Source organism: Mycobacterium sp. NGS24 (genome assembly GCF_059813065.1).
In genome coordinates this window covers 226,373-249,231 of the sequence record NZ_JCALDW010000005.1, presented here as the reverse complement: position 1 = coordinate 249,231, position 22,859 = coordinate 226,373, and the positions used below count along the sequence as shown (strand labels likewise).

22 protein-coding genes, 1 tRNA gene and 2 pseudogenes are annotated in these 22,859 nt (G+C 65.8%); 7 read left to right on the top strand and 18 right to left on the bottom strand.

The window, feature by feature from the left end; all coding sequences use genetic code 11:
- Positions 1 to 3: 3 nt before the first annotated feature.
- From AC5Y6Y_RS10200 to AC5Y6Y_RS10175, 6 genes are read right to left on the bottom strand one after another with little or no spacing between them, the layout of a single operon-like run.
- A complete protein-coding gene (locus AC5Y6Y_RS10200; protein WP_499929868.1) occupies positions 4 to 732 on the bottom strand; it encodes a hypothetical protein in 729 nt (242 codons plus the stop codon).
- Positions 726 to 1,613: a vWA domain-containing protein gene (locus AC5Y6Y_RS10195; protein ID WP_499929866.1), complete on the bottom strand. Its 888-nt coding sequence runs from the start codon at positions 1,611 to 1,613 to the stop codon at positions 726 to 728. The genes AC5Y6Y_RS10200 and AC5Y6Y_RS10195 overlap by 7 nt, the downstream gene beginning before the upstream one ends.
- Entirely contained in the window at positions 1,610 to 2,563 is a 954-nt protein-coding gene (locus AC5Y6Y_RS10190; protein WP_463828786.1) for a hypothetical protein, read from the bottom strand. Before AC5Y6Y_RS10190 ends, AC5Y6Y_RS10195 begins: the two co-directional genes overlap by 4 nt.
- A gap of 11 nt (positions 2,564 to 2,574) precedes the next feature.
- A complete protein-coding gene (locus AC5Y6Y_RS10185; protein ID WP_499929864.1) occupies positions 2,575 to 3,048 on the bottom strand; it encodes a hypothetical protein in 474 nt (157 codons plus the stop codon).
- Positions 3,038 to 3,904: a DUF58 domain-containing protein gene (locus AC5Y6Y_RS10180; protein WP_499929862.1), complete on the bottom strand. Its 867-nt coding sequence runs from the start codon at positions 3,902 to 3,904 to the stop codon at positions 3,038 to 3,040. The genes AC5Y6Y_RS10185 and AC5Y6Y_RS10180 overlap by 11 nt, the downstream gene beginning before the upstream one ends.
- A gap of 17 nt (positions 3,905 to 3,921) precedes the next feature.
- A complete protein-coding gene (locus AC5Y6Y_RS10175) occupies positions 3,922 to 4,923 on the bottom strand; it encodes an AAA family ATPase (protein WP_499929860.1) in 1,002 nt (333 codons plus the stop codon).
- Between the two features lie 102 nt (positions 4,924 to 5,025).
- Between AC5Y6Y_RS10175 and AC5Y6Y_RS10170 the strand changes: the two genes are divergently transcribed.
- Positions 5,026 to 6,333, top strand: coding sequence for a PQQ-dependent sugar dehydrogenase (locus AC5Y6Y_RS10170; protein WP_499927680.1), 1,308 nt, complete (start codon positions 5,026 to 5,028; stop codon positions 6,331 to 6,333).
- A gap of 18 nt (positions 6,334 to 6,351) precedes the next feature.
- Here AC5Y6Y_RS10170 and AC5Y6Y_RS10165 read toward each other — a convergent pair whose 3' ends face one another.
- The 5 genes from AC5Y6Y_RS10165 to AC5Y6Y_RS10145 form a co-directional block, all read right to left on the bottom strand.
- Positions 6,352 to 7,938: a phytoene desaturase family protein gene (locus tag AC5Y6Y_RS10165; protein ID WP_499929858.1), complete on the bottom strand. Its 1,587-nt coding sequence runs from the start codon at positions 7,936 to 7,938 to the stop codon at positions 6,352 to 6,354.
- Positions 7,935 to 8,417, bottom strand: coding sequence for an SRPBCC family protein (locus tag AC5Y6Y_RS10160; RefSeq protein ID WP_463828781.1), 483 nt, complete (start codon positions 8,415 to 8,417; stop codon positions 7,935 to 7,937). Before AC5Y6Y_RS10160 ends, AC5Y6Y_RS10165 begins: the two co-directional genes overlap by 4 nt.
- 15 nt (positions 8,418 to 8,432) lie before the next feature.
- Complete coding sequence (locus AC5Y6Y_RS10155) at positions 8,433 to 9,221, bottom strand: SDR family NAD(P)-dependent oxidoreductase (protein ID WP_499929856.1); 789 nt, start codon at positions 9,219 to 9,221, stop codon at positions 8,433 to 8,435.
- Between the two features lie 65 nt (positions 9,222 to 9,286).
- Positions 9,287 to 9,943 carry a TetR/AcrR family transcriptional regulator gene (locus AC5Y6Y_RS10150; RefSeq protein WP_499929854.1) on the bottom strand — a complete coding sequence of 219 codons (657 nt, stop codon included), beginning with the start codon at positions 9,941 to 9,943 and terminating at the stop codon, positions 9,287 to 9,289.
- Positions 9,936 to 11,189, bottom strand: a complete 1,254-nt coding sequence (locus AC5Y6Y_RS10145; RefSeq protein WP_463828778.1) for a cytochrome P450 — start codon at positions 11,187 to 11,189, stop codon at positions 9,936 to 9,938. Before AC5Y6Y_RS10145 ends, AC5Y6Y_RS10150 begins: the two co-directional genes overlap by 8 nt.
- Positions 11,190 to 11,556: 367 nt before the next feature.
- Here AC5Y6Y_RS10145 and AC5Y6Y_RS10140 point away from each other — a divergent pair, with 367 nt between their 5' ends.
- On the top strand, positions 11,557 to 11,790 hold the full coding sequence (locus AC5Y6Y_RS10140; RefSeq protein ID WP_463828777.1) for a hypothetical protein: 234 nt from the start codon (positions 11,557 to 11,559) through the stop codon (positions 11,788 to 11,790).
- A 156-nt stretch (positions 11,791 to 11,946) separates the two neighbouring features.
- Here AC5Y6Y_RS10140 and AC5Y6Y_RS10135 read toward each other — a convergent pair whose 3' ends face one another.
- Positions 11,947 to 12,456 carry a hypothetical protein gene (locus tag AC5Y6Y_RS10135; protein WP_499929852.1) on the bottom strand — a complete coding sequence of 170 codons (510 nt, stop codon included), beginning with the start codon at positions 12,454 to 12,456 and terminating at the stop codon, positions 11,947 to 11,949.
- Between the two features lie 387 nt (positions 12,457 to 12,843).
- On the opposite strand from AC5Y6Y_RS10135, the gene AC5Y6Y_RS10130 reads away from it, so the two are divergent.
- Positions 12,844 to 13,371: a hypothetical protein gene (locus AC5Y6Y_RS10130; protein ID WP_463828775.1), complete on the top strand. Its 528-nt coding sequence runs from the start codon at positions 12,844 to 12,846 to the stop codon at positions 13,369 to 13,371.
- A 196-nt stretch (positions 13,372 to 13,567) separates the two neighbouring features.
- Here AC5Y6Y_RS10130 and AC5Y6Y_RS10125 read toward each other — a convergent pair.
- From AC5Y6Y_RS10125 to AC5Y6Y_RS10105, 5 genes and pseudogenes are all read right to left on the bottom strand, one after another.
- A pseudogene (locus tag AC5Y6Y_RS10125) lies at positions 13,568 to 14,706 on the bottom strand (IS3 family transposase).
- A 61-nt stretch (positions 14,707 to 14,767) separates the two neighbouring features.
- On the bottom strand, positions 14,768 to 15,295 hold the full coding sequence (locus AC5Y6Y_RS10120; RefSeq protein ID WP_499929909.1) for a transposase: 528 nt from the start codon (positions 15,293 to 15,295) through the stop codon (positions 14,768 to 14,770).
- Between the two features lie 122 nt (positions 15,296 to 15,417).
- Positions 15,418 to 15,747: pseudogene (locus tag AC5Y6Y_RS10115) on the bottom strand (IS110 family transposase); the annotation flags it as partial.
- 553 nt (positions 15,748 to 16,300) lie between these two features.
- A complete protein-coding gene (locus tag AC5Y6Y_RS10110) occupies positions 16,301 to 16,657 on the bottom strand; it encodes a hypothetical protein (protein ID WP_463827491.1) in 357 nt (118 codons plus the stop codon).
- A 238-nt stretch (positions 16,658 to 16,895) separates the two neighbouring features.
- On the bottom strand, positions 16,896 to 17,258 hold the full coding sequence (locus AC5Y6Y_RS10105) for a hypothetical protein (RefSeq protein ID WP_499929849.1): 363 nt from the start codon (positions 17,256 to 17,258) through the stop codon (positions 16,896 to 16,898).
- Between the two features lie 664 nt (positions 17,259 to 17,922).
- Between AC5Y6Y_RS10105 and AC5Y6Y_RS10100 the strand changes: the two genes are divergently transcribed.
- Positions 17,923 to 19,029, top strand: a complete 1,107-nt coding sequence (locus tag AC5Y6Y_RS10100; protein WP_499929847.1) for a tyrosine-type recombinase/integrase — start codon at positions 17,923 to 17,925, stop codon at positions 19,027 to 19,029.
- 15 nt (positions 19,030 to 19,044) lie between these two features.
- Here AC5Y6Y_RS10100 and AC5Y6Y_RS10095 read toward each other — a convergent pair.
- Positions 19,045 to 19,118: transfer RNA gene (locus tag AC5Y6Y_RS10095), tRNA-Leu, on the bottom strand.
- Positions 19,119 to 19,468: 350 nt separating this feature from the next.
- On the opposite strand from AC5Y6Y_RS10095, the gene AC5Y6Y_RS10090 reads away from it, so the two are divergent.
- The 3 genes from AC5Y6Y_RS10090 to AC5Y6Y_RS10080 all read left to right on the top strand — a co-directional run bounded on the left by AC5Y6Y_RS10090 (position 19,469) and on the right by AC5Y6Y_RS10080 (position 22,857).
- The gene (locus tag AC5Y6Y_RS10090) at positions 19,469 to 20,350 is read left to right on the top strand and encodes a PPE family protein, SVP subgroup (protein WP_463827488.1); all 882 of its coding nucleotides are present in this window, start codon (positions 19,469 to 19,471) and stop codon (positions 20,348 to 20,350) included.
- Positions 20,351 to 20,407: 57 nt separating this feature from the next.
- Entirely contained in the window at positions 20,408 to 21,592 is a 1,185-nt protein-coding gene (locus AC5Y6Y_RS10085) for a PPE family protein (RefSeq protein ID WP_463827487.1), read from the top strand.
- A 491-nt stretch (positions 21,593 to 22,083) separates the two neighbouring features.
- Positions 22,084 to 22,857, top strand: coding sequence for a response regulator transcription factor (locus tag AC5Y6Y_RS10080; RefSeq protein ID WP_463827486.1), 774 nt, complete (start codon positions 22,084 to 22,086; stop codon positions 22,855 to 22,857).
- Positions 22,858 to 22,859: the final 2 nt, after the last annotated feature.

Below are 22,859 nucleotides of genomic sequence, written 5' to 3'. Positions count from 1 at the left end.
CGGCTACGGGGACGCGACACCCGCAGCGTCCTGCAACACCTGCTGCAACTTGTTGAGTGGATCTCCCTCGGTCGGATTGAGCCGACGTGCCGGGGTGTCGCGACTGTCGGGTACCGCGAGGGGCGCGAGCGGTGGCGGCAGGGGCAGTAGCGGCGGCGGCGGTGGCGGTGGCGGCGGTGCCGCCGGCGGCGGGGCGTTCAATGCAGCCTGCTTCGCGGCCAGCCGGCTCGCAGCGTCGTGGCGGATGGCCTGCCGCTGCAGGTTCACGTCGCTGTTCCCGGCAAAGCAACCCTGGGGCGCACCTTCGACGATGGTCAACGCGCTCGCATAGCGTTCTTCGGCGCGGGCCCGGTCCCCCGCCGCCGCGGCCCGATCACCCTGCGTCTCGCGGACCAGTTCGAGGTTCACCCGCACCGGGCAGGAATCGTCGGCATCGGCGCGGGACAGGGCGGCGCTGAAGTGGCGGTCGGCGTCCTCGAGACGGCCGGCGAGCACGGCGGCGGCGCCCGCGGCAAACGGCGCCTTGGCCGGTTCCACGATGTTGGCCACGCCGAGCACCTCCGCATCGGTGCGCACCGCATTCCCGTTCCGGCTCGCGTAATCCGACACAGCCGAATTACCCAGCACGACAACCGATATCAGCTTGACGGCGATCAGCAGCGCCAGCAAGGTCAGCGGTGCCGAACAGATCAGCAACCGTCGCCGCAGCCGCAGCCGGGCCGGCCTCACCATGACACATCCCGTCGGGCGATGCGGCTGCGCCGAAAGTCGCGGACCGATAGATAGATCTCGCCCAGCAGCAGCACCGCTGCCAGCATCGTCAGCAGCCAGTACAGTTCGATCCGGTCGACGGCCGCCGGCCGGATGCCGGTCTGCGGCAGGGTGGGCCGGAAGGGCTGACCGGGTTCCCGGTGTTCATACAGCACGCCGAGCTGCGCAGCGAGTTGCCGCAGCTTTGTTTCGTCGATCGCGGCGCTGCGGCCGTAGCCCAACACCAGCCCGCCGTCCACCAACCCGCGGGCGAGGTCGAAGTCGGCCTGTGCCGCGGGTGTTCCGCCAGAACCGAAATACAACACCACGTTCCGGGAACCGGGATACTGCTGCGCCGCCTGCAACAGCTGATACCGCAGCACATTTCGGGCCGCACCGGCGGCTACGCCCTGCCCGTCCGGTGTCGGCACGGAATCCAGCGCCGCGATCGTCGGACGCAGGCTCCACACATCCTGCGACAGTGGCCAATCGAGCGAGGCCCGGGAACTGAAGGTGATCAGCGCGTACCGTGCCGCAGGATATTGATCGATCAGCGCCGCCATGTCGTTGTGCATCCCTGTGACGCTGGAGTCCACGGACCGGTCGACGACCAGGAACACGTTGAGATTCGCGCCGGCCGCGCCCGGACCGCGGTGCGTCTCCTCGCCGCGGATTCCCGGGCGGGTTGTCGCCGCAAGGATCAGCAGTACGGCCAACGTCACAGCGCTCCAGCGCAACATTGCGGATCGACGGGTTCCATAGCTCACGCTCAGCACCAACCGGAGTGCCACCGCGCGGGCCAGAACGAGCGCCGCGATCACGACGGCGAGGATCGCCCACGGCAGCACCGGCTGAAACGTCATCGGCGCAACACCAACAACGCCACCGAGAGTGCGGCCGCCGACACCATGGCGATCACCAGCGGCACGACCGGTGCGTCCGGAAAGTCTCCGGTCACCACCGTGCCGTCGGCCAGCCGCGCCGGCGGGGTGTTGGACCGAATCTGGTTGAGCACCTTGGGAATCTCGCTCACCGAGCCCGGTCCCGGCACGAGGTAACGGCCCCCGGTCTGCTGGGTGAGCGCGAGCAGCGAACCGCTCGAGCGCGACGGCGCCGTGTCGATCACGTTGAGCTGGATGCCCGCCCGCTCCACCAGACCGCGCACCCCGTCGGCGGTGAACAGGGCGGCGCGCGGTTCGCCCGCGGCCCGCAGATCGGAGGGGCCGAGGTAGATCACCGACCGTCGCCGCAGGCCGCGTTCCTCGAGCGTCGGGAAGCCCGAGATACACAGCGCCAGAACATCTTCCATACTGGGGGCGTAATCGATGTAGGGCACTGGTGCCGTGAACGACGCCTGACGCGCGCGGGCGAACTCCGCGAACCGCTCGGCGGCGTAGGCGTAGTCGCGTGTCAGCGGCACCAGGCGACGGTTGATCGAGGTCAGTCCGATGCGTTGAGTCTGATACGTCGAGATCTGCCGGGCGAAGTTATCGAGCAGTTCGGCCGTCGCCGCGTCGGGGACGGGTTGGCCGACACACACCATGATGTCCTCGGGATGAGCGGCGTCGAAACCCTGTCCCGCTCCGGTCGGACGGGCCGATGTCCAGGTGGCGGCGCCGAACATGACGGTCAGCAGCAGCAACGTCAGAACGGTCGACAGCGAACGCAGCCGGGCCACCTTCGCGTACTCGGGCAGCCGGGTCAGTCGTGCGACGTTGGCCAGTGGACGCAGCCGGCCGCGGGCAGCGGTCATCGGCAGCAGCGCCGCCAGCACCACTGCGGCGATCAAACCGGCCAGGCCGACAGCGGCCACCGGCCACCACCTCACGTCCACGAGCGAATCAACTGTTGCGCCTGGGCGCTCACCTCGGCGACGTCGATCTGGGACTCGGCGTTGAACTGCGCATCACCGAGCCGGATCAGCAACGGCGCCGCCGGTGCCAGCTCGCCGGCGGCGATGGCGTCGACGTGCAGGTACTGGGCCCGGTCGCCGGTCGCTTGGTGCAGGAAGCTGCGGACGGTCCGGCTGATCGCCGCACATGCCGCCGCGGCGGGCAGCCGCCCGGCAACGTGCCTGTCACCGATGCCCCGCACCCGTCGGGCGAACCGGTGACGGATCAGCCGCGCATGCACCTCGCGCACGAACGGGATCCGCCGCAGCCGCTCCGCAGGCAGCGTCCACACGAAGATGCCCAGATACCAACCTATTACGGCCAGGATCAGCAACACGGCCCAGCACAGCCACCACGATGAGTAGGGCTGCGGGCCAAAGACGTGGCGTAACAGGTCATCCGGCACGGGCGGCCGTCTCGGACAGGGCGACGAGTTCGCGCCGGATGTTGTCGCTGCCGGCGATCGTCGCGTGCGCGATCGCGTGACCGGTGAGGAACGCATCGAGGCGGTCCCGGCGAGTTTGCTCGGCACGGCGGTAGGCGGCGACCACCCGCGGGCCGAGGTCGGCGCCGTTCAGCACGAATCGTCCGGTGGCGACATCGAATCCGTCGGTGTTGTCCGGACCGACGGCGGGCATGTCCGCCACCATCGCCCACATGATGTCGTGCCGCGCGCTCAGCTCGGCCAGCAGGCTATCGAGCTGATCGTCGACCTCGGGTTCGTCAGACACCACGATGACCAGCATGCTGTGTCGGTAATGCGTTGCGACATAGTCGAGTTGGGCGGTGATGCGGCTGGCGCCGGGGTCGGTCATGGTGTGCTGATACCACCGGTGCAGCAGTCCTTCGATGTGCGGCTCGCCGCGCCGCTGGGGGATGTTCACCGAGCCGCGCCGGTCGCCGTAGACCATGCCGATCTGATCGGAGCGACGCAGGCCGATCAGTCCCACCGCACCCATGGTGTGCGCGGCCACGTCGCGCTTGTACTCCCCACTCGGAGCGAGTGCGGTCATGTTGCGGCCGGCGTCGGCGACGAGCAGGATCTTATGGTGTTTCTCCGAGACGAACCGTTTGATCAGCACGCTGCCCGAACGTGCCGAGGCTTTCCAGTCGATGTCCCGGACGTCGTCGCCGGGGACATACGGGCGCAGGTCGTCGAATTCCATGCTGCGCGTGTGCAACAGGGTGTAGCGGCCGCCTTCGAGTAGGCCGCGGGTGTCTGTGCCGAAGTGCGCCTTGGCCTGGTTGAGATGCTTGCCCACGATGAACCGCCGGCAGCTCAGGGGACCCGGACGGTCCGCATCGCGGCGTCGATCACGGACTCGGCAGTGACGTTGTTGCTGGCCGCTTCGAAGCCGAGGATGAGCCGGTGCCGCAACACCCGGTGGGCGAGCTTGGCGATGTCCTCGGGCAGCACGTGCGCCCGCCCGGCCAGTACCGCCCGCGCCCGCGCCGCCTTGCAGAACGCGATGGTGGCGCGCGGGCTGGCACCGTACTCGACGAGGCGCGCGATCTGCTTGGGCAGCGTCTGCGCCGGGTGACGGGTGACATCCACCAGCTGGCTGGCGTAGAGCATCAGCGCACGGTCCATGTGCACGCGGCGCACCACGTCCTGCAGGCGCAGCACATCCTCCAGATTGACCACCGGCTGGGCGGGCCGCCGCTTATCGTAGAGACCGCCGTCGATCCGCGCCATCATCTCCACCTCTTCCTCCGGAGACGGGTAGCGCACGATCTCTTTGAGCAGAAACCGGTCGGTCTGCGCCTCGGACAGCGGATAGGTGCCCTCCTGGTCGACGGGATTCTGGGTGGCGATCACCAGGAACGGCTCGCTGATGGGGTGCACCTGCCCGCCGATCGTGGTCTGCCGCTCCTCCATCGCCTCCAGCATCGCGCTCTGGGTCTTCGCGCTCGACCGGTTGATCTCGTCGAGCAGCAGGAAGTTGGCGTGCACCGGACCCAGTTGGGTGACGAACGAACTGGTCGACGAATCGTAGATCTGGGTGCCGATGATGTCGCTCGGCAACAGGTCAGGGGTGCACTGGATGCGCCGGAACCGCCCTTGGACCGAATCGGCGAGCACCTTGGCGGCGGTGGTCTTGGCCAGGCCGGGCACGCTCTCCAGCAGGATGTGGCCACCGGCGAGCAGGCCGATCAGCAGCGATTCCCGCAGGTTGCGCTGCCCGACGATTTTGGCGTCGAACGCCTGTGAGACGGCATCGACGATCGGCCGGATGCTGTCGATTTCGCGTTGATCCGGTTGCGTCCGTGCTGTAGTCATACGCTCGCATTTATACCCGGGCGCCTGGTGTTCACACGTGAGTCGCCTCGCTCTCCGCAGTTCGGGTTGAGCACCACACCCTCGGGTATGCGTGCCGACGTGATGATCGGCACGCACCAGCAACCGGCCGGCAGCCGACTCGGGCCGTTCGGGCGGGTCCTGTTCGCGGTGCTGCTGTCGGCAGGGTGTTCGGCTGATCCTCCGCATCCTGCTGTCGGGTCTGCGCCCCCTGCTGCGGCTGCCGGCACGCTGGTGTCCACACCGGTGGGCGTGCCCGCCGCGCTGGCGCAGGCACCGCTGGACCAACCGCGCCAGGCGCTGGTTCCCGACGGCTGGACGATGTCGGTGTGGGCGCGGGTACCGAAGGCGCGGCTGGAGACCTGGACTCCGGACGGCGCGCTGCTGGTGTCGGTTCCGGCGAGCGGGCAGATCGTCAAGCTGACCCCGAAACCCGGGGCGGCGCCGCACCAATCGACGTTCTTGGATGGGCTGCACCAGCCGCACGGCATGGCGTTCGCCGGCTCGGCGTTGTATGTCGCCGAGAGCGACCGGATCGCTGTCTACGACTATGTCGACGGGCGGGCAGTCCACGCCCGGGTCGTCGCGGGCGGCCTTCCCGACGCGCGCAGCCCCGATTTGCAGGGGGCCTACGCGCATGCGTTGAAGAGCGTGGCCGTGGGACCCGACGGTGCGGTCTACTTCTCGATCGGCTCGACCGCCAACATCTCACCGCAGGATCGCGCGGCCACCCCGCCCAGGGCGACGATCATGCGCGTTGCGCCCGGCGGCGGCCCGGCACAGCCGTTCGCGACCGGCGTGCGCAACGGAACCGGCCTGGCCGTCGCCCCGGACGGTGCCGTCTGGACGGCGGTCAACAACCGCGACAATGCACCCGACCCGGCGGGCCATGTCGACGCCGGGTACGTCAACGACCATCCGCCTGAGTCGCTGGCCCGCCTGACGTCGGGCCGCGAGTTGGGCTGGCCGTTCTGCAATCCCGACGGCGGCCCGGCCAACGTGCCGTTCATCCGTGACTTGACGACTAATACAGACGGATCCCGATTGGACTGCGCCGCACTGCCTCCGGTCGAGCAGAGCATGGGCGCGCACTCGGCTCCGCTGGGTCTGGCCTTCACCGCCGGCGTGCTGCCGCAACCATATGCCGACGGCGCGCTGGTCGGTATCCACGGTTCGTGGAACCGGCAGCCGCCGCGAGCGCCGGAGGTGTCATTCTTCCCTTGGCACAACGGCACTCTCGGCAATCAACAGACGCTGGTCGGGGGCTTCCAGAGCGGCGACGGATCGCGGTGGGGCCGCCCGGTGGCCGCGGTAGTCGGACCGGACGGCGCAGTGTACGTCACCGACGACGCCGCCGGCGCCGTCTACCGCGTGGCTCCGCCGGGCCGATAAGTGTTGGGGGCCAGGCAATCAGCGGGTCAGCAACGCCAGGGCCGCCTGTTTGAGCCGGCGCCGCGGCCAGTTCAGCGCGCCGTCGCCGGCCAGGGCGGCCTTGGCCGCGTTGTAGCCGCACATCCCGTGCACGCCGCCACCCGGGTGCGTGCCGGCACTGCCCAGGAATACGTTCTGCACCGGCGTGTGCGGCCCGCCGAATCCGGGTGCGGGACGAAACACCAACTGCTGGAACAATTGTGAGGTACCACCGTTGACAGCGCCGGTGTGCAGGTTCGCATCGCCGGCTTCCAGGTCGGACGGACGTTGAACGGTCTTACCGACCACGCGGGCGGCGAAACCCGGCGCATACTCTTCGAGAACGCGGTCCACGGATTCGGCCAGCTGGTCGGCGGATGCGTCATCGGCGCGGGCACGCGGTAGATGCGTGTAGGCCCAAGCGCTTTCGGTCCCGGCCGGTGACCGACTCGGATCGGACGTGGTCATCTGACCGAACAGCATGAACGGATTCCGCGGCACCGTCCTGGTGTTCAGATCGGCCATCCATCGAACGAGACCGTCGCGATCCGCCCCGACGTGCACGGTGCCCGCCTCGTTGAGGCTCTTCGATCGCCACGGGATCGGCGCGTCGAGGGCATAGTTGACTTTCAGCACCGGTGTGTCCCAGACGAACCGCGACATCGCCGCTGCCACCGCGCTCGGTACCGAGTCTTCGGGCAGCAGCTCGTCGAACAGCATCGGGGCGGACGTATCGGCGATCACCGCGCGCCGCGAGCGCACCGTACTGCCGTCGGTACAGCGCACCGCTGTCGCGCGACCGCCCCGCACCTCGATGGCGTCAACCGTTCGTCCACAACGGATCTGGGCCCCGGCAGCACACGCGCGTGCGACGAGCGCGGCGGTCAGCTGACCCGCTCCCCCGACGGGCACCGGATACCCGCCGTCCTGGGCCAGCATCACCAGCATGTAGCCCATCAGGCCGCTGGCCGAGGCGTCGATGGGCACATCGGCGTGCATGGCGTTGCCCAGAAACAACAGTCGTGCGGCCTCTCCCTCGAACAACTGCTCCACCAGGACGCCGGCAGGCAGCAGCAGCTGATGAACGAATTGCAGCGCCTCCGCCGTCCCCAGGGTGCGCAGCAACCCCACCGCCGGACGAACCGGGGGAAACGGCGCCAGCAGCGCGCCCAGGAACGGTTCCTTGATGCGCTGCCACTGGGCGAAGAGTTCACACCATCGGGCGCCATCCCCGGGGGTACGGCGGTCGAGTTCGGCAGCGGTGCGGTCGATATCGCGATAGATCAGGGGCGCGTCGTCGTCGGCTGCCGAGCTCGGATGGCCAACCACGGCTGGGGCGTGTGACCACCGCAACCCGTGGTCCTCCAGATTGAGGTCACGCAGCCCCGGCGAGGCAACCGACAGCGGATAAAAGGCGCTGTACAGATCGCTGACATAACCCGGGAACAATTCGGCGCTCTTGACCGCGCCGCCCGGCTCCTGCTGAGCCTCCAGCACCACCACGTCCCAGCCCGCGTCGGCCAGGACCGCGGCAGCCACCAATCCGTTGTGCCCGGCGCCGATCACCACGGCGTCCGCGACGGTCATTGACCTTGCTCAGGCTCAGAACGTCGTTCGGCAAGCGCGGACAATCGCGCCAGGCACTCGCGGTTGCGCGGCCACGCGGCGGCCAGGGCCAGCCGCCGCGGGATCAGCCGCAGCGGACCGCCCAGCGGCACCTCGGCCATCTCGATCAGACAACCGCCGCTGTCGGTGTCGGACAGGCGCAACGTGATTCGCGCGCCACCGAAGGGGCGCCCCTTGGCCAACAGCACGAGTTCGGTGACCGGTACGCAGACTTCGACTTCGGTCTCGTCGTTCAACGCCACCGGCCACACCCCGATGGTGTGGTGAATGAGGCTGCCCGGCGAAGGCCAGTTCGGGTCGACGGCACGCATCCGGCTGTTGCCCACGACCCACTGCGAATACGTCCATCCGTCGGCCATCACGTCCCACACCTGGCGGCGCGACGCAGTGGTCTCGCGCCGTACGGTGAGCGCGCTGTCAATTTCGGCAGGTTCTTTCATCGACCGATCACTCCTTCAATGTCCTCCGAGAGGGCTGACGATCAGCCGGTTGGCTGCCGCCTTCCACGAATCGGGCAGCACCATACCGGCTGCGCCCATAGCCTTCGACGACAGAGATGCCGCCACGACCTTCTGCTTGCCCGCCATCAGCGCCCGGTAACCCTGCTCGGCGACGCGGGCCGGATCGTCTTTCGGGATGAACCGCCCGAGCACGGTGTCGAGCATTCCCACCCTGCGGAAAAAATTCGTGTCGGTGGGCCCCGGCATCAGCGCGGTCACCGTCACGCCGGTGTTGCGGAACTCGTCGTGCAGCGCTTCGGCGAAGGACTGGATGAACGACTTCGACGCGTTGTACATCGTCTGATGCGATCCGGGCATCATCGCCACCACCGACGAGGTGAGCAGCATCTTGCCTGCGCCGCGCGCGGCCATCCCGCGCAGCGCCAGCTTGGCCAGCTGGACCGTCGAGCGGACGTTGAGGTCGATCACGTTCATGTCCCGGCTCAGGTCGGTGTCGACGAAAGGTCCGGAGTCGCCGGTGCCGGCGTTGAGCGCAACAACATCAAGGTGACGGCCGTCTTCGGTCGCGTCGCGGTACAGCTGTTCGACTTCGTCCGGTTGGCGGAGATCGACGCGGACCGCCCGCACGTCGACGCCCTTGTCGCTCAACTCTGCGGCGGTGTCGTGAATCCCGTCGTCGTCAGCAGCCAGAACGAGGTCGTACCCGTCGCGGGCGAGGAGCTTCGCCAGCTCGCGGCCGATGCCGCTGGAGGCGCCGGTCACCAGGGCCAGCTGTGCTGTCATGCAGCCGGGCTACCCGGCGGCGGGCCGACCAAACGCTCCGACGTCGGTCGGAGGTTGCGTCAGCCCTATACCGGGAGGGGCGGGCGCGGCGATGCGTGTTGTTCGTAGCGCGTCAGCGACGCCATGCGCGGATACAGGATCGCCGGACCAAGCCACCGCGCGACGAAGCTGCGGAGGGAGGCGGCTTCCGACCGCCCCTGCCTGGGGTCGATCAGCAGGGATTGCACTGTGCGCAACGTCATTTCGGCCAGTTCACCGCGTGCGGCGGCGTCGAAGCCGTGCAGCTTCCAGTCGACGTCGAGGCGGTCGAACACCGACAAGCAGAAGGCGATCGCCGTGTCGGAGGTCAGCGAAGTGACGGCCTCCCCCTCGTGTTTCCGGGTCAGCAGGGTCTCCAGCTGCGGATCACCGGAGAGATTCTCCACTCCGAACGAGACGCACTCCACAACAGCGGTGGCCGGGTCCTCGATTCCGCGGGCGTGTGCTACCACCTGGTCGATGAAGCCGTTGACCGCACGCATCGAGCTGGCGATGAGCAGCGCGTCGGCGTTGGGAAAGTAGCGGTACACGGTCTGGCGGGTGACTCCGAGCCTGCGGGCGACGTCGGCAAGGCGTATCCCCGGTCCGTGCTCGGTAACCTCGGCGTCGACCGCCGTCAGAATTCGCGAGATCGCCTCGTCGTCCGACGACGGGGTCGAACCCGCCCAGCCCCGACTACGCATCGGCGGCTACCAGCCTGTCGCTGGTGAACTCGATCGGAAGGGTCGTCGGACCGGTCATCCCGAGCACGGATTTCCACGGCGCCGGACCGGCGCGATGGGGGGCGGGCAGCCGACGGGTGAGGACGATGAGCGCTTCGGCCAGTTCCCGGCGTGCGAGGTTGGCCCCGAGGCAGTAGTGCGCGCCGCCGCCGAAGGTCAGGATGGCGGGAACGTCCTTGCGTGTGATGTCGAAGCGGTCGGCATCGGCGTAGATCGCTGGATCCCGGTTGGCTGCAAAGGTATTGGCGAGTACGAAGGTTCCGGCCGGGAACAGGTAGCCGGCGAACTCGACATCGTCAACGGCGGCTCGGGGCACGATGCAGGCCGCCGGAGAGTGGCGCATGCTCTCTTCGACCGCCTGCATGGCAAGTTCCGGGTGATCGCGCAGCTTCGCCCACTGGTCGGGATGTTCGCAGAGCACCTGGACCGACGCCGCCAGCTGGTTTCGTGTCGTGTCCGTTCCCGCCATCAGGAAGCCGGACACCAGCATGCGGAGCTCGTCGAGGTTGAGCCGGTCGCCGTCGCTTTCGGCTCGGATGAGTTCGGAGAGCAGGTCCTCGGTGAGGTTGTTTCGGCGGGTGGCCACCATGTCGTCGACGTAGGCGTCCAGTTCGCTCCAGGCGCGCATGATCGCGGACTCGTCGAAGTTGGCATCGGGCTGGAAGTTGAGGGCTTTGAAGACCTCCTCGGTCCAGTCCGCGAACAACTGCCAGTCCTCGCGTGGGGCGCCGAGCAGCGCACACATGATCGGAGTGGGGTACCGATACGCAATGTCGGTCACGACGTCGCAGCGTCCGGCGTCCATCACCTGGTCGATGAGCCCGTTCACGACTTCGTGGATCGTGTCCTGCAGACGCGATGTCGCGCGCGGCGTGAACGCCTTGGCGACCAGCTTGCGCAACCGCACATGCGGTGGGCCGTTGAGGCCGAGCAGGCTGTTCGCCATCTTGTCGTACAACGGGCCCGACGTGATGCCCTGGGCCGCCAACGTGATACCCGGTGGCAGGCGGAATCTGTTGTCGCGCAATATTTCCCGGGCGAGATCGTAGGACAGAATTTCTGGGCCGAGGGGGCCGATCGCGATCGGAGCACGCGACTGCGCCGCTCGGACATCCTCGAGAATGTCGTGCGGAGTCGCGGTGAGGCTGTAGTCGAACCGCGGGAGACCGGCGTCGAAGACGTTGGGCGTGGGGCGGTGCGCGTTCATGAGTCTCAACTTCCGTGGGCTGCCCAGACGGGATCAGGTACAGACGTTTATGCCTGCAATGTATGACCATCGCCGGGGAACAGTCAACCTTTCGCTCGTCGTTGGCCCTGTAACGAGCACATGGTCATACACCCATTGGATGAACGTCCCGGCGTCGGTGCAGCGCTTACGAAGCCCGCTGAGGACCACTGTCCGGGTGCAGCCTCTGCAGCGGACCACCGGCGACTGTTGATGGCGCAACTGTGCTGTGACCGTTAATGATCGTTACCGCAATTGTGATTGCGCGTTCCTATCGTGGTTTAACGAGAGATCCGGTTTTTCACCTCAACCAACGCCGATCGCCACGTGTAGGGCCTAGGGGGCTGACATGAGTACCGCATTCGCTGATCCAGTCGCAGGTCATGCAGCACACGTACCCGACGATGTCGCCTTGGCGGTCGCCAGACTCAACGCTTTCGCCGGCGGAAGGGAAACCGCCGAGACACGGGCGCGTTGGCAAGTCGACGAAGAAGAGATCTTGCGCGCGTCGATCACGGTGATCTTGATAGCGCTCACGACGGTGATCGCGGTCGCCGTGATCGCGATCCTGACGATGGGTTAGCAGCAGGTACGAACCGCACGCTGGTGCATCAGCGGCTTGAGTCGCTTTCTCTGACAACGCATATCGGGTTGCCGCGTCGTTCGCGACACGTGGCGATGCCGTCGTGGTAGTGACCGATTGCTCGGCTCCCGGGGGCGGACCAACGAATTTGACCTGTCAGGGAACGATGCCGTTGCACAACGGATGTGGGCCGTCGGCATTGCCTCCGGTGCTGATGTGGCCGCCACTGCTGACGCTGTACATCGCCTCCTTGCCGAGGAAAAAGGCGTCCATTTCGCTCATCCCGTAGCGGCTCATCAGCATATTCTTCAGCCCTGCGGTGTAGTCGGCCCCGCTCGCAACTGCTTTGCAGGCGAACGTGACTGCTTCAGGACTCCAGTTGCCGCAGACCTCTCCCGTCGCTGTGTCACACACCCAGGTGTGGTGTTCGCGCCAATCACCCTGCTGCCCCTCTGTTCTAGGGGGCGCTGCGCGCAGGGAACTCAGCGTCGGCGCCGTCGACGCGGCCGCAGGAACAGTCGACGCGACGCTTGGACGGGCCTTCACGTCATGGTGGTCAGTCCATGGTCGCCAGAAGGCCACACTTCCGACCAGTAACCCGAACACCATCGCGGCGGCCAGCGCCAGCAGTACCTGCGATCGCCTCTGGGGCGCCGATTCAGTCATTGAGGGGCCTCTTGCGTTAGTGCTGTCGGGGACGTCCCACGGTTGGCAACGTCCGGCGTCGTGAACTCTATGGCAAGTCCCAGAATCGGCGAAACAATCTTCGGGTTTCTTGGCGAACTGCGCAGCGGCCCTTCGGCAATTGTTCGATCTTCGAGAACTGTATGACGTGGTCGTCATTTACACTCCGAAGCTATGCCCCCCGCATCTCAGGTGCGGCCCGCCTGGGCCCCCGGTGCCACACTGAGGGCAGTCTGGGTTACCGCCCGGGAGTCATCAGAATGGATCGCCAGCCATACCAACAAGTTACTGATCGCACTCGGATCGACGCTTGACATACCTGGGTGGGAAACACCCCAGGGCGAGCTATGGGCGGGAACGCTAGAAGCGTTGGCAGAGATAGTGATTAAGCACGTAACGGTAGGCACATTCGGCGGCCCGGAACCGGAAAGTGGCTATCGCTTCACCGTATCGGGCACTAACCAGCGACTGCTGCTGCACGTGCACATCTCTGCCGGTGCTAAATCGAGAGGCCGACGGGTCCCTCTACACACCGTCTCCATTGACATCCGTGAGCTGATGTTCGGCGGCGTCACCTCGATCGTTGGTGACACGGTCTGCGCAGCGGTTGCCGAGACGTGGAACCCGTTGGCCCTCAGTCTGTCCGACCTGCTCGTGAACCGCACGGCCAGACGTGGCGGCTGGAAGATCCCCGTCGGCTACCGAACCTGGTTCGACGCACAAGTCGGAACAATCAGTCAGCTGGAGCAAGGACTGACCGCCACCGAATTAGCAGGTGGCACGCTCATCTCAGCGCCCGATGACTGGCCAGCAGAGAAGGTCGTGGCAGCGATGACGTCAACGCTAGCCGCTAGCGGCCTCGACGAGGTGCCCCGCCAGCGAATACCCTCGCGGTAGGCCACCCGGGCCCTCGCCAGGCGTTCAGCCTCCGTCAACCCTTGAACACCATGGCAATAACTTCATTGGAATGCCGCAGCTCCGCTTTTTGCACGAACTCGGCGATGTCTGGTACTGCGTGCGGGATATTCAGCTCAACTACCTGCTCACCGGACGGTCCGCGCTTGTGAGGGGGACCCGTTTGGTGGTCCAGTCGCTATGCGACTTGGGGTTGGTGGGTCGTGGCCCACTGTAGGGCAAGCTCGGCTGGGGTGAGTTCGCCATGGGCGGAATGGGGCCGATTGGCGTTGTAATCGCAGCGCTAGTCCTCGATGATTACCCGGGCTTCCAGCGGCGAATCGAACCGCCACGCGTTGAGCAGCTCGTCGCGTAGTTGTCCGTTGAACGATTCGATTCAGGCGTTCTGCCACGGCGAGCCCGGATCGATGAAAAGTGAACCGGCACTGTTGAATCGGCACCAATCAGCCACGGCGTACGCCACGAACTCGGGGCCGTTGTCGAAACGCACGTAATGCGGCGCCCCGTGGACGAGCGCCAAGCGGTCCAGCACAGCGACCACTCCGTCGGCGTCGATGGATCGATCGACTTCGATCGTGAGTGCTGCGCGGGTGAACTCGTCGATGACGTTGAGAATCTTCAGTGTGCGCCCATCAGCGGTGGTGTCGAACGGAAAGTCCATCGCCCAGATCACGTTCGGGCGGATCGGGGACATCGCACCCACGACGACACCGACCCCGGTCAGGCGCTTCTTGCGGCGCCGCTGCGGCACCCGAAGGCCCTCCTCACGCCACAGCCGGCGGATGCGTTTGTTGTTGGCCTTCCAGCCGGCTCGGCGGGCCATCTTCGCCGCCCGTCGCCATCCCCAGCGAGGGCGGTCGGTAGAGAATTTGCGCAGCCAGGCCCGCAGCTCGGCCTCCTCGGTGGTGACCGGTGCCGGTGTCAGGCGCATCGTGGAGCGGTGCAACCCGACGACCGCACAGGCGCGGCGCTCGGACACCCCGAACCGCTCACGCAGCGCCGCAACGGCATTGCGTTTGCGGTTCGGGGTCAGAAGTTTCCCGACGAGATCTCCTTGAGCATGTCGATGTCGAGGGCCTGGTTTGCGACCAGCTTCTTCAGGCGGGCGTTCTCGGCTTCAAGTTCCTTGAGCCGTTTCGCGTCGTTGGCCTTCATACCGCCGTACTGCGCCACCCAGCGATGCCACGTCGATTCCGCGACCTCCAGGTGCCGGCACACCTCACCGAGTTCCTGGCCGGTCCCGAGCAGCTTGTTGCCCTCGGCGAGCTTGCGGATGATCTGATCCGGCGTATGCCGCCGGCGCCTGTTCGATGCCATGTCGTTGGTGATTCTTCCTGCCCGAGCACTCGGGCAACAGAGTCCCACAACGACTGGACCACTACAGGGGGCTCACCTCATATGGTCTGGTGTCAAGTGGCGGCTTGAAGTTGTCGAAAGACTGATCGGCAGACGTAGCGTTTGAGGCAGCGTCGGGTTTCGCGGGTGGACATGCCTTCTGCGGTCGGGCGACGTAGCGGCGGGTGGTGGGGTCGCTGGTCATTCGGCTGCGGACGATGATGTCGAACGCGCGGTTGAGTTGGCGGTCCCCGGCGCGGGACAGGCGGTGTCGGGTGGTGTTGCCTGATGAGGCGGGAAGTGGTGCCACGCCGCCCAGGGCGGCGAAGGCAGCCTCAGAGCGGATGCGTCCGCGGTGGGAGTAGGCGCAGATGATGATGGCTGCGGTGACTGGTCCAACACCGGAGAGCTCTTGGAGCCCGGGGCCGCGTGCGCGGCTAGGGCGCGCAGCTGCTGATGATTGTCCTGCAGCTGGGTCGTGTGTTCCAGGACCGCTCTGGCTAGTCGGCGGGCTTCTTGGCGTGCGACCGCGTGGGTGTTCGTGGCGGCCAGTTTTTGGTTGATCCGCCATGCGGCGATCGCTCGGATCTGGTTGTCGTGCAGTGGTTTGCGTGCATCGATTCCGAGGTCGACTGTCCGGAGCAGGGCGGTCAATGCGTTGCGGTTGGCGGTGCGCTGCTGATCGAGGATCCTGCGTGCGGCCAAGAGAATCCGCAGATCCTCGCGTTCACTGCTCTGGCGGGGTACCGGTATGCGTTGGCGTTCGACCCCGAGCACTGATCGTGCGGCGAGCTCAGCGTCGATCACATCGGACTTGCCCGCACGATCGCGGTGCCGGCCCACGGGACGAGCTTCGGTGACTTCGATGCCGGCAGCCCTTAGGGCCGCCGTGATCCCGGCGCCGTAGGAGCTGGTGCCCTCGACCGCAGCCAAGACGTTCATTGCCGGGCTGTGTCGGCGGATCCAGGACAGCGCCCGGCGGTGTCCCGGACCGGTGTTCGGGAAGGTAGCGCCCGCGAGCACCGCGCCGGTGTGTGTCGATGACGCAGAAACCCGCTGCGGTAGCGCTTGTCGTCAGGTTCCGCTTCGGCCTGGGACACGAGCCAGATAGCTGTTAGCGCTTCGGCTTTCAGAGAGTTGGGGGCTAGCGTATGTAACGGCCCGTCGACATATTCTGCGATTTTAGTGGGCGTGCATAAATTACTTTAAGGGCACTTCTCAGTGTCAATGCGAACCACGCCAAACGTGATACTGGTGCCCGTAGTAATAGCAGCCCCAGGCGGGGGTGTCGAAGTGCACACCACCCAGTTCCGATCGACGACCTGGGAACGGCCCTTACCGGTCAAGTCCTTCGAGCCCGAGTACCACACTTGACCATTTGTCAATGACTGGATGGCATCCTGAGCGCCCTGCAGATCCTTGCCAATCAGGTTCGGCATCGTCCAGGACGGATCAGCAGACGCTGGCGCTAGGCCCAAAGTCGTCGCCAGGCAAAGCGCACCGAGGCCGACAACAGCGGCGACGATCAGTGATAAACGCTTCATGGTGTTCTCTTTCCTCCCTCTCCCTCCCGGCCTTATCCGCCGAGGAGTCCTTGGAGAAACCCCTCCCCAAATTTTGTACCGAAGTAAAGCCCTTGGTGCTGCGGGCAATAGGTATTAATGGACGCTGCTGTGATCTGCTCAGCCTCGTCTTGGAAGAAGTACCAACCGTCCGAAAGGCGCACGCCGACCAGCCTGTTGGTGAAGTTGTGAACGTTAAGCGCCGTAGGCGCTGCGTCAAGCTGGGCGCATAACGAGGGACCGAAGTTGTTTACCGCCCATATCCGATGTTGTTGGGCTTGATAACTGTCCGCGTGAGCCGGTGCCGCTAGCCCAATTGTGACCGCGACAGCCCCCACCGCCGATCCGGCGACGATTGCCTTCTTTGACATGGCGATTTCTCCTTCAGTGGTTCCTTGAATCAGTTCAGCTCTATGGGGCGTAGCGGCCCGGTGAGTATTGCCTTGTGGGTCAAGCCAGATAGATGCGCAGCAGTGGTGGACTTCGGGTCGACGATGACGACCACAGTTCCGTCCTGGGATGTTTCGCTCATCGCCCGCTGTCGCTTCTCGCGTCGCCGCCGCCACGTATCTGGCGGCAGGAGGAGCTTGCCCGCCCGCTCGAACCTGATCAGGCCGTTAGGATCCGGTGACAGGTGACGTCGGAGCCATCACCTGCGTAGGCGGCGTCTGACCAAGACAGAACGCCGTTAATCCACATTTTGCAGTCGATGTAGCTTGCCGAGCCCATGATCGGATCCAGCCCGATCTGATCCCCCGGCCAGGCGTTGCCCTCGGTGTAGGTGTAGGTGCCGCTGGGATTACAGACCGGCTTGGCCACCCCATTCCAGCCGTGGTAGATGAGGATGCAGTCAGCTCCCACCCAGGTCACGGTGGTACGCACAAATGAGTCGGCGTGAGCGGGGGCGGCAGCGGCCAGTGAGATGCCGGTCGCCGCCAGGGCGGCTGCGGCGGCGGTGACGATCTTGTTCATGCGGGTTCCTTGGGTTTGCTAGCTTGATTAAGATATGAGGTTGGAGCCGATTGCAGAACACACGTCCCCGGATATGGCCAAGCGTGATGGTTAACTGGTGGACCCGCGATGGCCGCGTCGGCGTCAATCTCGTTGTGTGTGGTGCGCACGCCCCCAAAGGAGCACGCCAAAAGGCGCATGTGCCCTATTGACCAGCGGTAACGCGCGATGCCCCCCGGCAATCTCCGCCCCCAAACCCCAAGAACAGAATAATCTCTGGCGGCCATTCGCGTGGCCGTTTTCGTGATATTGATTCGTCGGTTTGGCGGCCTCTTATTTGGACTGGTAGATAATCGTGTGACAGCTGTGGTTGGTGAATGGTTTTGTTGCTCGTGTTTCGTCTGATCCGCTTATACCGTGAGATTTCAGGCAAAGGTGGCCACTCGACACCAACAGAGGATCCATCCGCCTTCACCCTCAATGAACACAACTGCGCGAGAAACAGGTCCCCTTTACAGCAACGTCGATACGCCGCCCTCAACGACGATCACCACTCACCGCCCGACGGTGATGCTGCTCAAGAATGGGAACGCTGCACGCGAGCGGCGACTTTCCGGTAGGAGTGCACGTTCAGCACACGGGTTAACGCGGCGAGGTCGCGTCGGTCGCGTCGGCAGGACGGCGAATGGAGCGCCAATGCTCGCAAGTCAGCGACCAGGTCACCGGCACCTGGACCGACCCCAAACTCTCAGCCGTCACCTTCGGCGTGATGGCGGAGCGGTGGATCTCCACCAAGGCCACGCGGGCACCTAAGACCGTCGCCGGTTACCGCTCGTTGCTGAACACAATCGTCCTACCCAAATGGGAGAACGTACCGCTGCGAGAGATCAGCTTTGATGACTTACAGATCTGGATTACTGGCCTGTCAGTAGACGGCTCGGTGCGCTTCGAGGGCAAGGGGCTCAGCGCCTCTCGGGTGCGCCAGGCCCACCAGCTGATCGGTGCGGTCCTGAAGTTCGCCGTCAAGGCCAAACACCTGCCCGCCAACCCTGCTGACGGGATCGAACTGCCCAGGCTGCCCGAGTTAGAGCAGCGCTATCTCACTCATGAGCAGCTGCACCGGCTGGCGATCGCCTCGGGCCGGTTCCACACGTTTGTCCTGGTGCTGGGTTACTGCGGGCTGAGGTTCGGTGAAGCTGCCGCCCTCCGCGTGGGGGACCTGCACCTTGAGGCGCGGCGCATTCGGGTCACCCGGTCAGTGACCTACGTTCCCGGTGCGGGGCTGGTTGAGGGGCCGACCAAGAATCACAGTGCCCGCACCGTGCCGGTGCCCAAGTTCTTAGCACCGCTCCTGAGAACCGAAATACAGGGCAACAAGGGCGCAGCGATTGATTTTTTCTCACGGCGCGGCGGCTATCTCACGCTGGGAGAAGTTCGGTGGGTATTTGACCCGGCAGTGCAGGCCGTCCTCGCCTCCGAGAGGGCGCAACGCGCGCAAGAGCTCAAGGAAACAGGCGAAGCGACCACTTTGGAGTTTCCCGAGATCACCCCACAGGAGTTGCGTCATACGTGCGCATCACTGGCGATCAGCGCGGGGGCGAATGTGAAGGTGCTGCAGACACTGCTGGGCCACAAGACGGCCACCCTGACATTGGACCGCTACGGCCACCTGTTCCCTGATGACCTGGGCAGCATCGCGGACACTTTCGACGCTGCCGTACAAACTGCTGCGGACGATCTGCGGACGATTTCTCCACTGCAGGCAAAGGCATTCGAGCAAAAACGCTACTGAGCAGCGCTTTCTCTGTGCCCCCAGTCGGACTCGAACCGACACTGTGCGGATTTTAAGTCCGCTGCCTCTGCCAATTGGGCTATGGGGGCTCAGCGAGTGAATCTAGTGTGCGATGCGCCCCGATCGGGCATGCCGTCGGCCGCGCAACGCCAATGTGCGGCGGGGCGGGGACTCCGCTAGGATCGCGCGCCGCGCATCTAAATAGGCGCGCCCACCCCGTCGGGGCATATGACACGGCCGTATCAGCCGCCAAGAGCTTGTTAAAAGCATCCACGCGATCGTTAAGAGGCCGTAAACGTCCGTCACCCTGTGCGCTTCGGCGGGAACTGTGGGGCAGTAGCTCGTTAGCGTTACGCCAACGCACAGCAGCCGTTACGCAAACACTCAGGGCCGACGGGCAGTACAGGTCGGCCATGTTTCTGGATACAAGGAGCAACAGATGTCATACCTGACAGCGGTACCTGCAGAACTGTCCGCCGCAGCGGCACAGCTGGGTGCCATCGGCAGTGCTTTGGCGGCGCAGAACGCGGGCGCGGCGGCCCCGACCACCTTCATTTCTCCCGCGGCTTCCGACGAGGTGTCGATCATCCAGTCCGGGATCTTCACCGCCTACGGCGCTCTGTATCAGCAACTTGCCGCCGAAGCTCAGGCAATTCAGGAACAGTTCGTGCAGACCCTCGGCATGAGCAGCGGTACCTACGAGTCATCGGAGTCGGCGAACGCCGCAGCGGCGACTCTGGCGGACGCCGTCGGCTCCGCCGCCGCCGCCCCGGCGGCCTCCGACCCCGTCTCGGACATCTTCACCGAACTTGCGACGCTGCTCGGCGGACCGGTCGGAAGCGTGAACAGTGAGCCCCTCAGCCTCTCGGGGAACATGGCCAACATCGCTAGCTACGAGATCGGTAACTTCGCCTCGGCCTCGTCGAACATGCTCGGTCTGACCAGCGGCGGCTTGATGCCGGAGGGATACGGCGTCCCCGAAGAACTTGCCGCGGCAGCCGAAGCCGCAACCGCGGCCGAAGGCGCCTCAGCGGTCAGCGCGGTGAGCGGCGGCGCGCCGATCGCGGCGGTCGGCGAGGCCGCGATGGTCGGCTCGATGTCGGTGCCACCGAGCTGGGCCGCGGGCACCACCCTGGTGTCGAGTTCCACCACGGGTGCGCTCTCCGGAGCCGGCTGGACGACCGCAGCGCCCGCGGCTGCACCCGGCGCGTTCTATCCCGGCATGCCTGGCGTGGCGTCGGCGGCCCGCAACAGCGCCGGTTTCGGTGCACCTCGCTACGGGGTCAAGCCCATCGTCATGCCGAAACCGGTGAGCGTCTAAGCCCCGCACGCCGAGCCTGCCACTAATCGGAATCAAACTAAAAGAAACGGATAGGACATGTCTTTCTTAGGATTCCCCCCGGAAGTCAACTCCGCGCTGATGTACGCCGGCGCAGGCGCCGGCCCGCTGATGGCGGCCGCGACGGCGTGGAACAACCTGGCCGCCGAGCTGAGCACGACCGCGACCCAGTACGAGTCGATCATCACGTCGCTGACCACCGAGCAGTGGACCGGCGCCGGGTCGGCGGCGGCCGCCGCCGCAGCCCAGCCCTACGTGGCATGGCTGACCTCGACAGCGGCAGCGGCAGAGCAGGCCGGCATTCAAGCCTCCGCCTCGGCAGCTGCCTACGAGGCCGCCTTCGCGGCCACGGTGCCCCCGGCGGTGATCGCCGCAAACCGCGCACTGTTGGCCACCCTGGTCGCCACCAACTTCCTGGGCATCAACACCCCGGCGATCATGGCAACCGAGGCCCAGTACCTCGAGATGTGGGTCCAGGACGTCCTTGCGATGACCACCTACCAGGCTAGTTCGGCCGTCGCGGGAATCTTGGAACCGGTGACTCCGTTGGCGCCGGAAACCAACCCCGGCGGCGCGGGAGCTCAGGCTGCCGCCGTTGCCGCCGCGCAGGCGGTGGGACCCGCCGCCGGGTTGGGCGACATCGTCACCGGTTTGCAGAGCGAAATGTCCAACTTGCTCACCGGGGCAACCGGGATCGGCGATGGCATCTATAAGGCGCTGCCGGCCGGTGCACAGGACCTGATCACGGCACTCGACGGCTTCTTGGGCACCCCATTCATCTTCAACGGCATCCAGCAGGTCGGCGTGACGGCGTCGTGGTTCATGTTCGCCGCGATCCCCAACGGGATCTTCGCCGCCCACACCATCGACGGCAACATTGCCGCCGCGGCCGAGGCGGCCGGGGTGGGTGCCATTGCGGCCGAAGGGGCGGCCGCGGGACTGATCAGCGACGTGGGGGCAGCCGGCGCCGCCGCCAGCATGGGCGAAGCGTCGCTGGTGGGCACCCTGTCGGTACCGGCGAGTTGGGCCGCGGCCGCTCCGGTGGCCGCCAACGCCGGAACCGCGCTGGCGGGCAGTGGTTGGACCGTCGCCGGGGAAGCCGCGGCGCCGGGAATGATGGCTGGGATGCCGGGCATGGCCGCGGCCGCCAAGGGCGCCGGAGCCGCTGCCGGCCCGCGCTACGGCGTCCGGCCGATCGTCATGCCCAAACAGGTCGTCTGCTGACGCGACGATCCCGGTAGATCAAACCGGCACGTTTCGACGCGTGGCCGCATTCCTTCGGGGGTGCGGCCACGCGCGTTTGTATTGACCAGGTCGTTAGTTTGCTACAGCAACGGCAATTTCCGGGCCCCCGGCCTGCTGCCCCATCGCTTCGACCGACTCCTTCGGCAGCCGTACCAGCCCCGCCGAACCCGGCCGGCAGAACTCACCCACACCCGCCGGCACACCGAGCACCGGTCGTCGGCGCACATCTCCCAGCGGTCGCCGGCCGACGGTCCCAAAGGAGCAGGATCGCCCGTTGCGAAACCTGCCCCACCGATGAATCATGCTCTATCACAGAGTCTTTGGAAGTTCCGGCGGATGGCCTGCACCGCTTCGATGCATATCGAACGCATATCCGATCGCTCCGCGGCCGCCGCGTACCATGGTCATTAGTTTTGAGAAATCTATGAAGCCAGTGACAACCACATATGCGGTTGAAAGAATGCTCGAATATGACAGCAATGACGGGATACGGGCGCGCGCAACGTCCACGCCAAGCAATTCTTGGGCAACTGCCGCGAATCAACCGGGCCGACGGCTCGCCGATCCGAGTGTTGCTGGTCGACGACGAACCGGCTCTGACCAATCTGGTCAAGATGGCGCTGCACTACGAAGGCTGGGATGTCGAGATCGCGCACAATGGGCGCGAGGCCATCGCCAAGTTCGACCGCATCGGCCCGGACGTACTGGTCCTCGACATCATGCTGCCCGACGTGGACGGCCTGCAGATCCTGCAACGGGTGCGCGAATCCGACACCTACACACCTACCTTGTTCCTCACTGCCCGGGACTCGGTGATGGACCGGGTCACCGGCCTGACCGCGGGCGCCGACGACTACATGACCAAGCCGTTCAGCCTCGAGGAACTGGTCGCCCGGTTGCGCGGGCTGCTGCGCCGCTCCAGCCACCTGGCGCCACCAGCCGACGAGTCCCTGAAGGTCGGCGACCTCAAGCTCGATGCAGCCAGCCGGGAGGTGACCCGCGGGGGCACCCCGATGTCGCTGTCGTCGACCGAATTCGAACTGCTGCGCTTCTTGATGCGCAACCCGCGGCGTGCCCTGAGCCGCACCGAGATTCTCGATCGGGTGTGGAACTACGACTTCGCCGGCCGCACCAGCATCGTCGATCTGTACATCTCCTACTTGCGGAAGAAGATCGACGCCGACAGAGAGCCCATGATCCACACCGTGCGTGGGATTGGATACATGCTCCGACCACCCGAATGAGT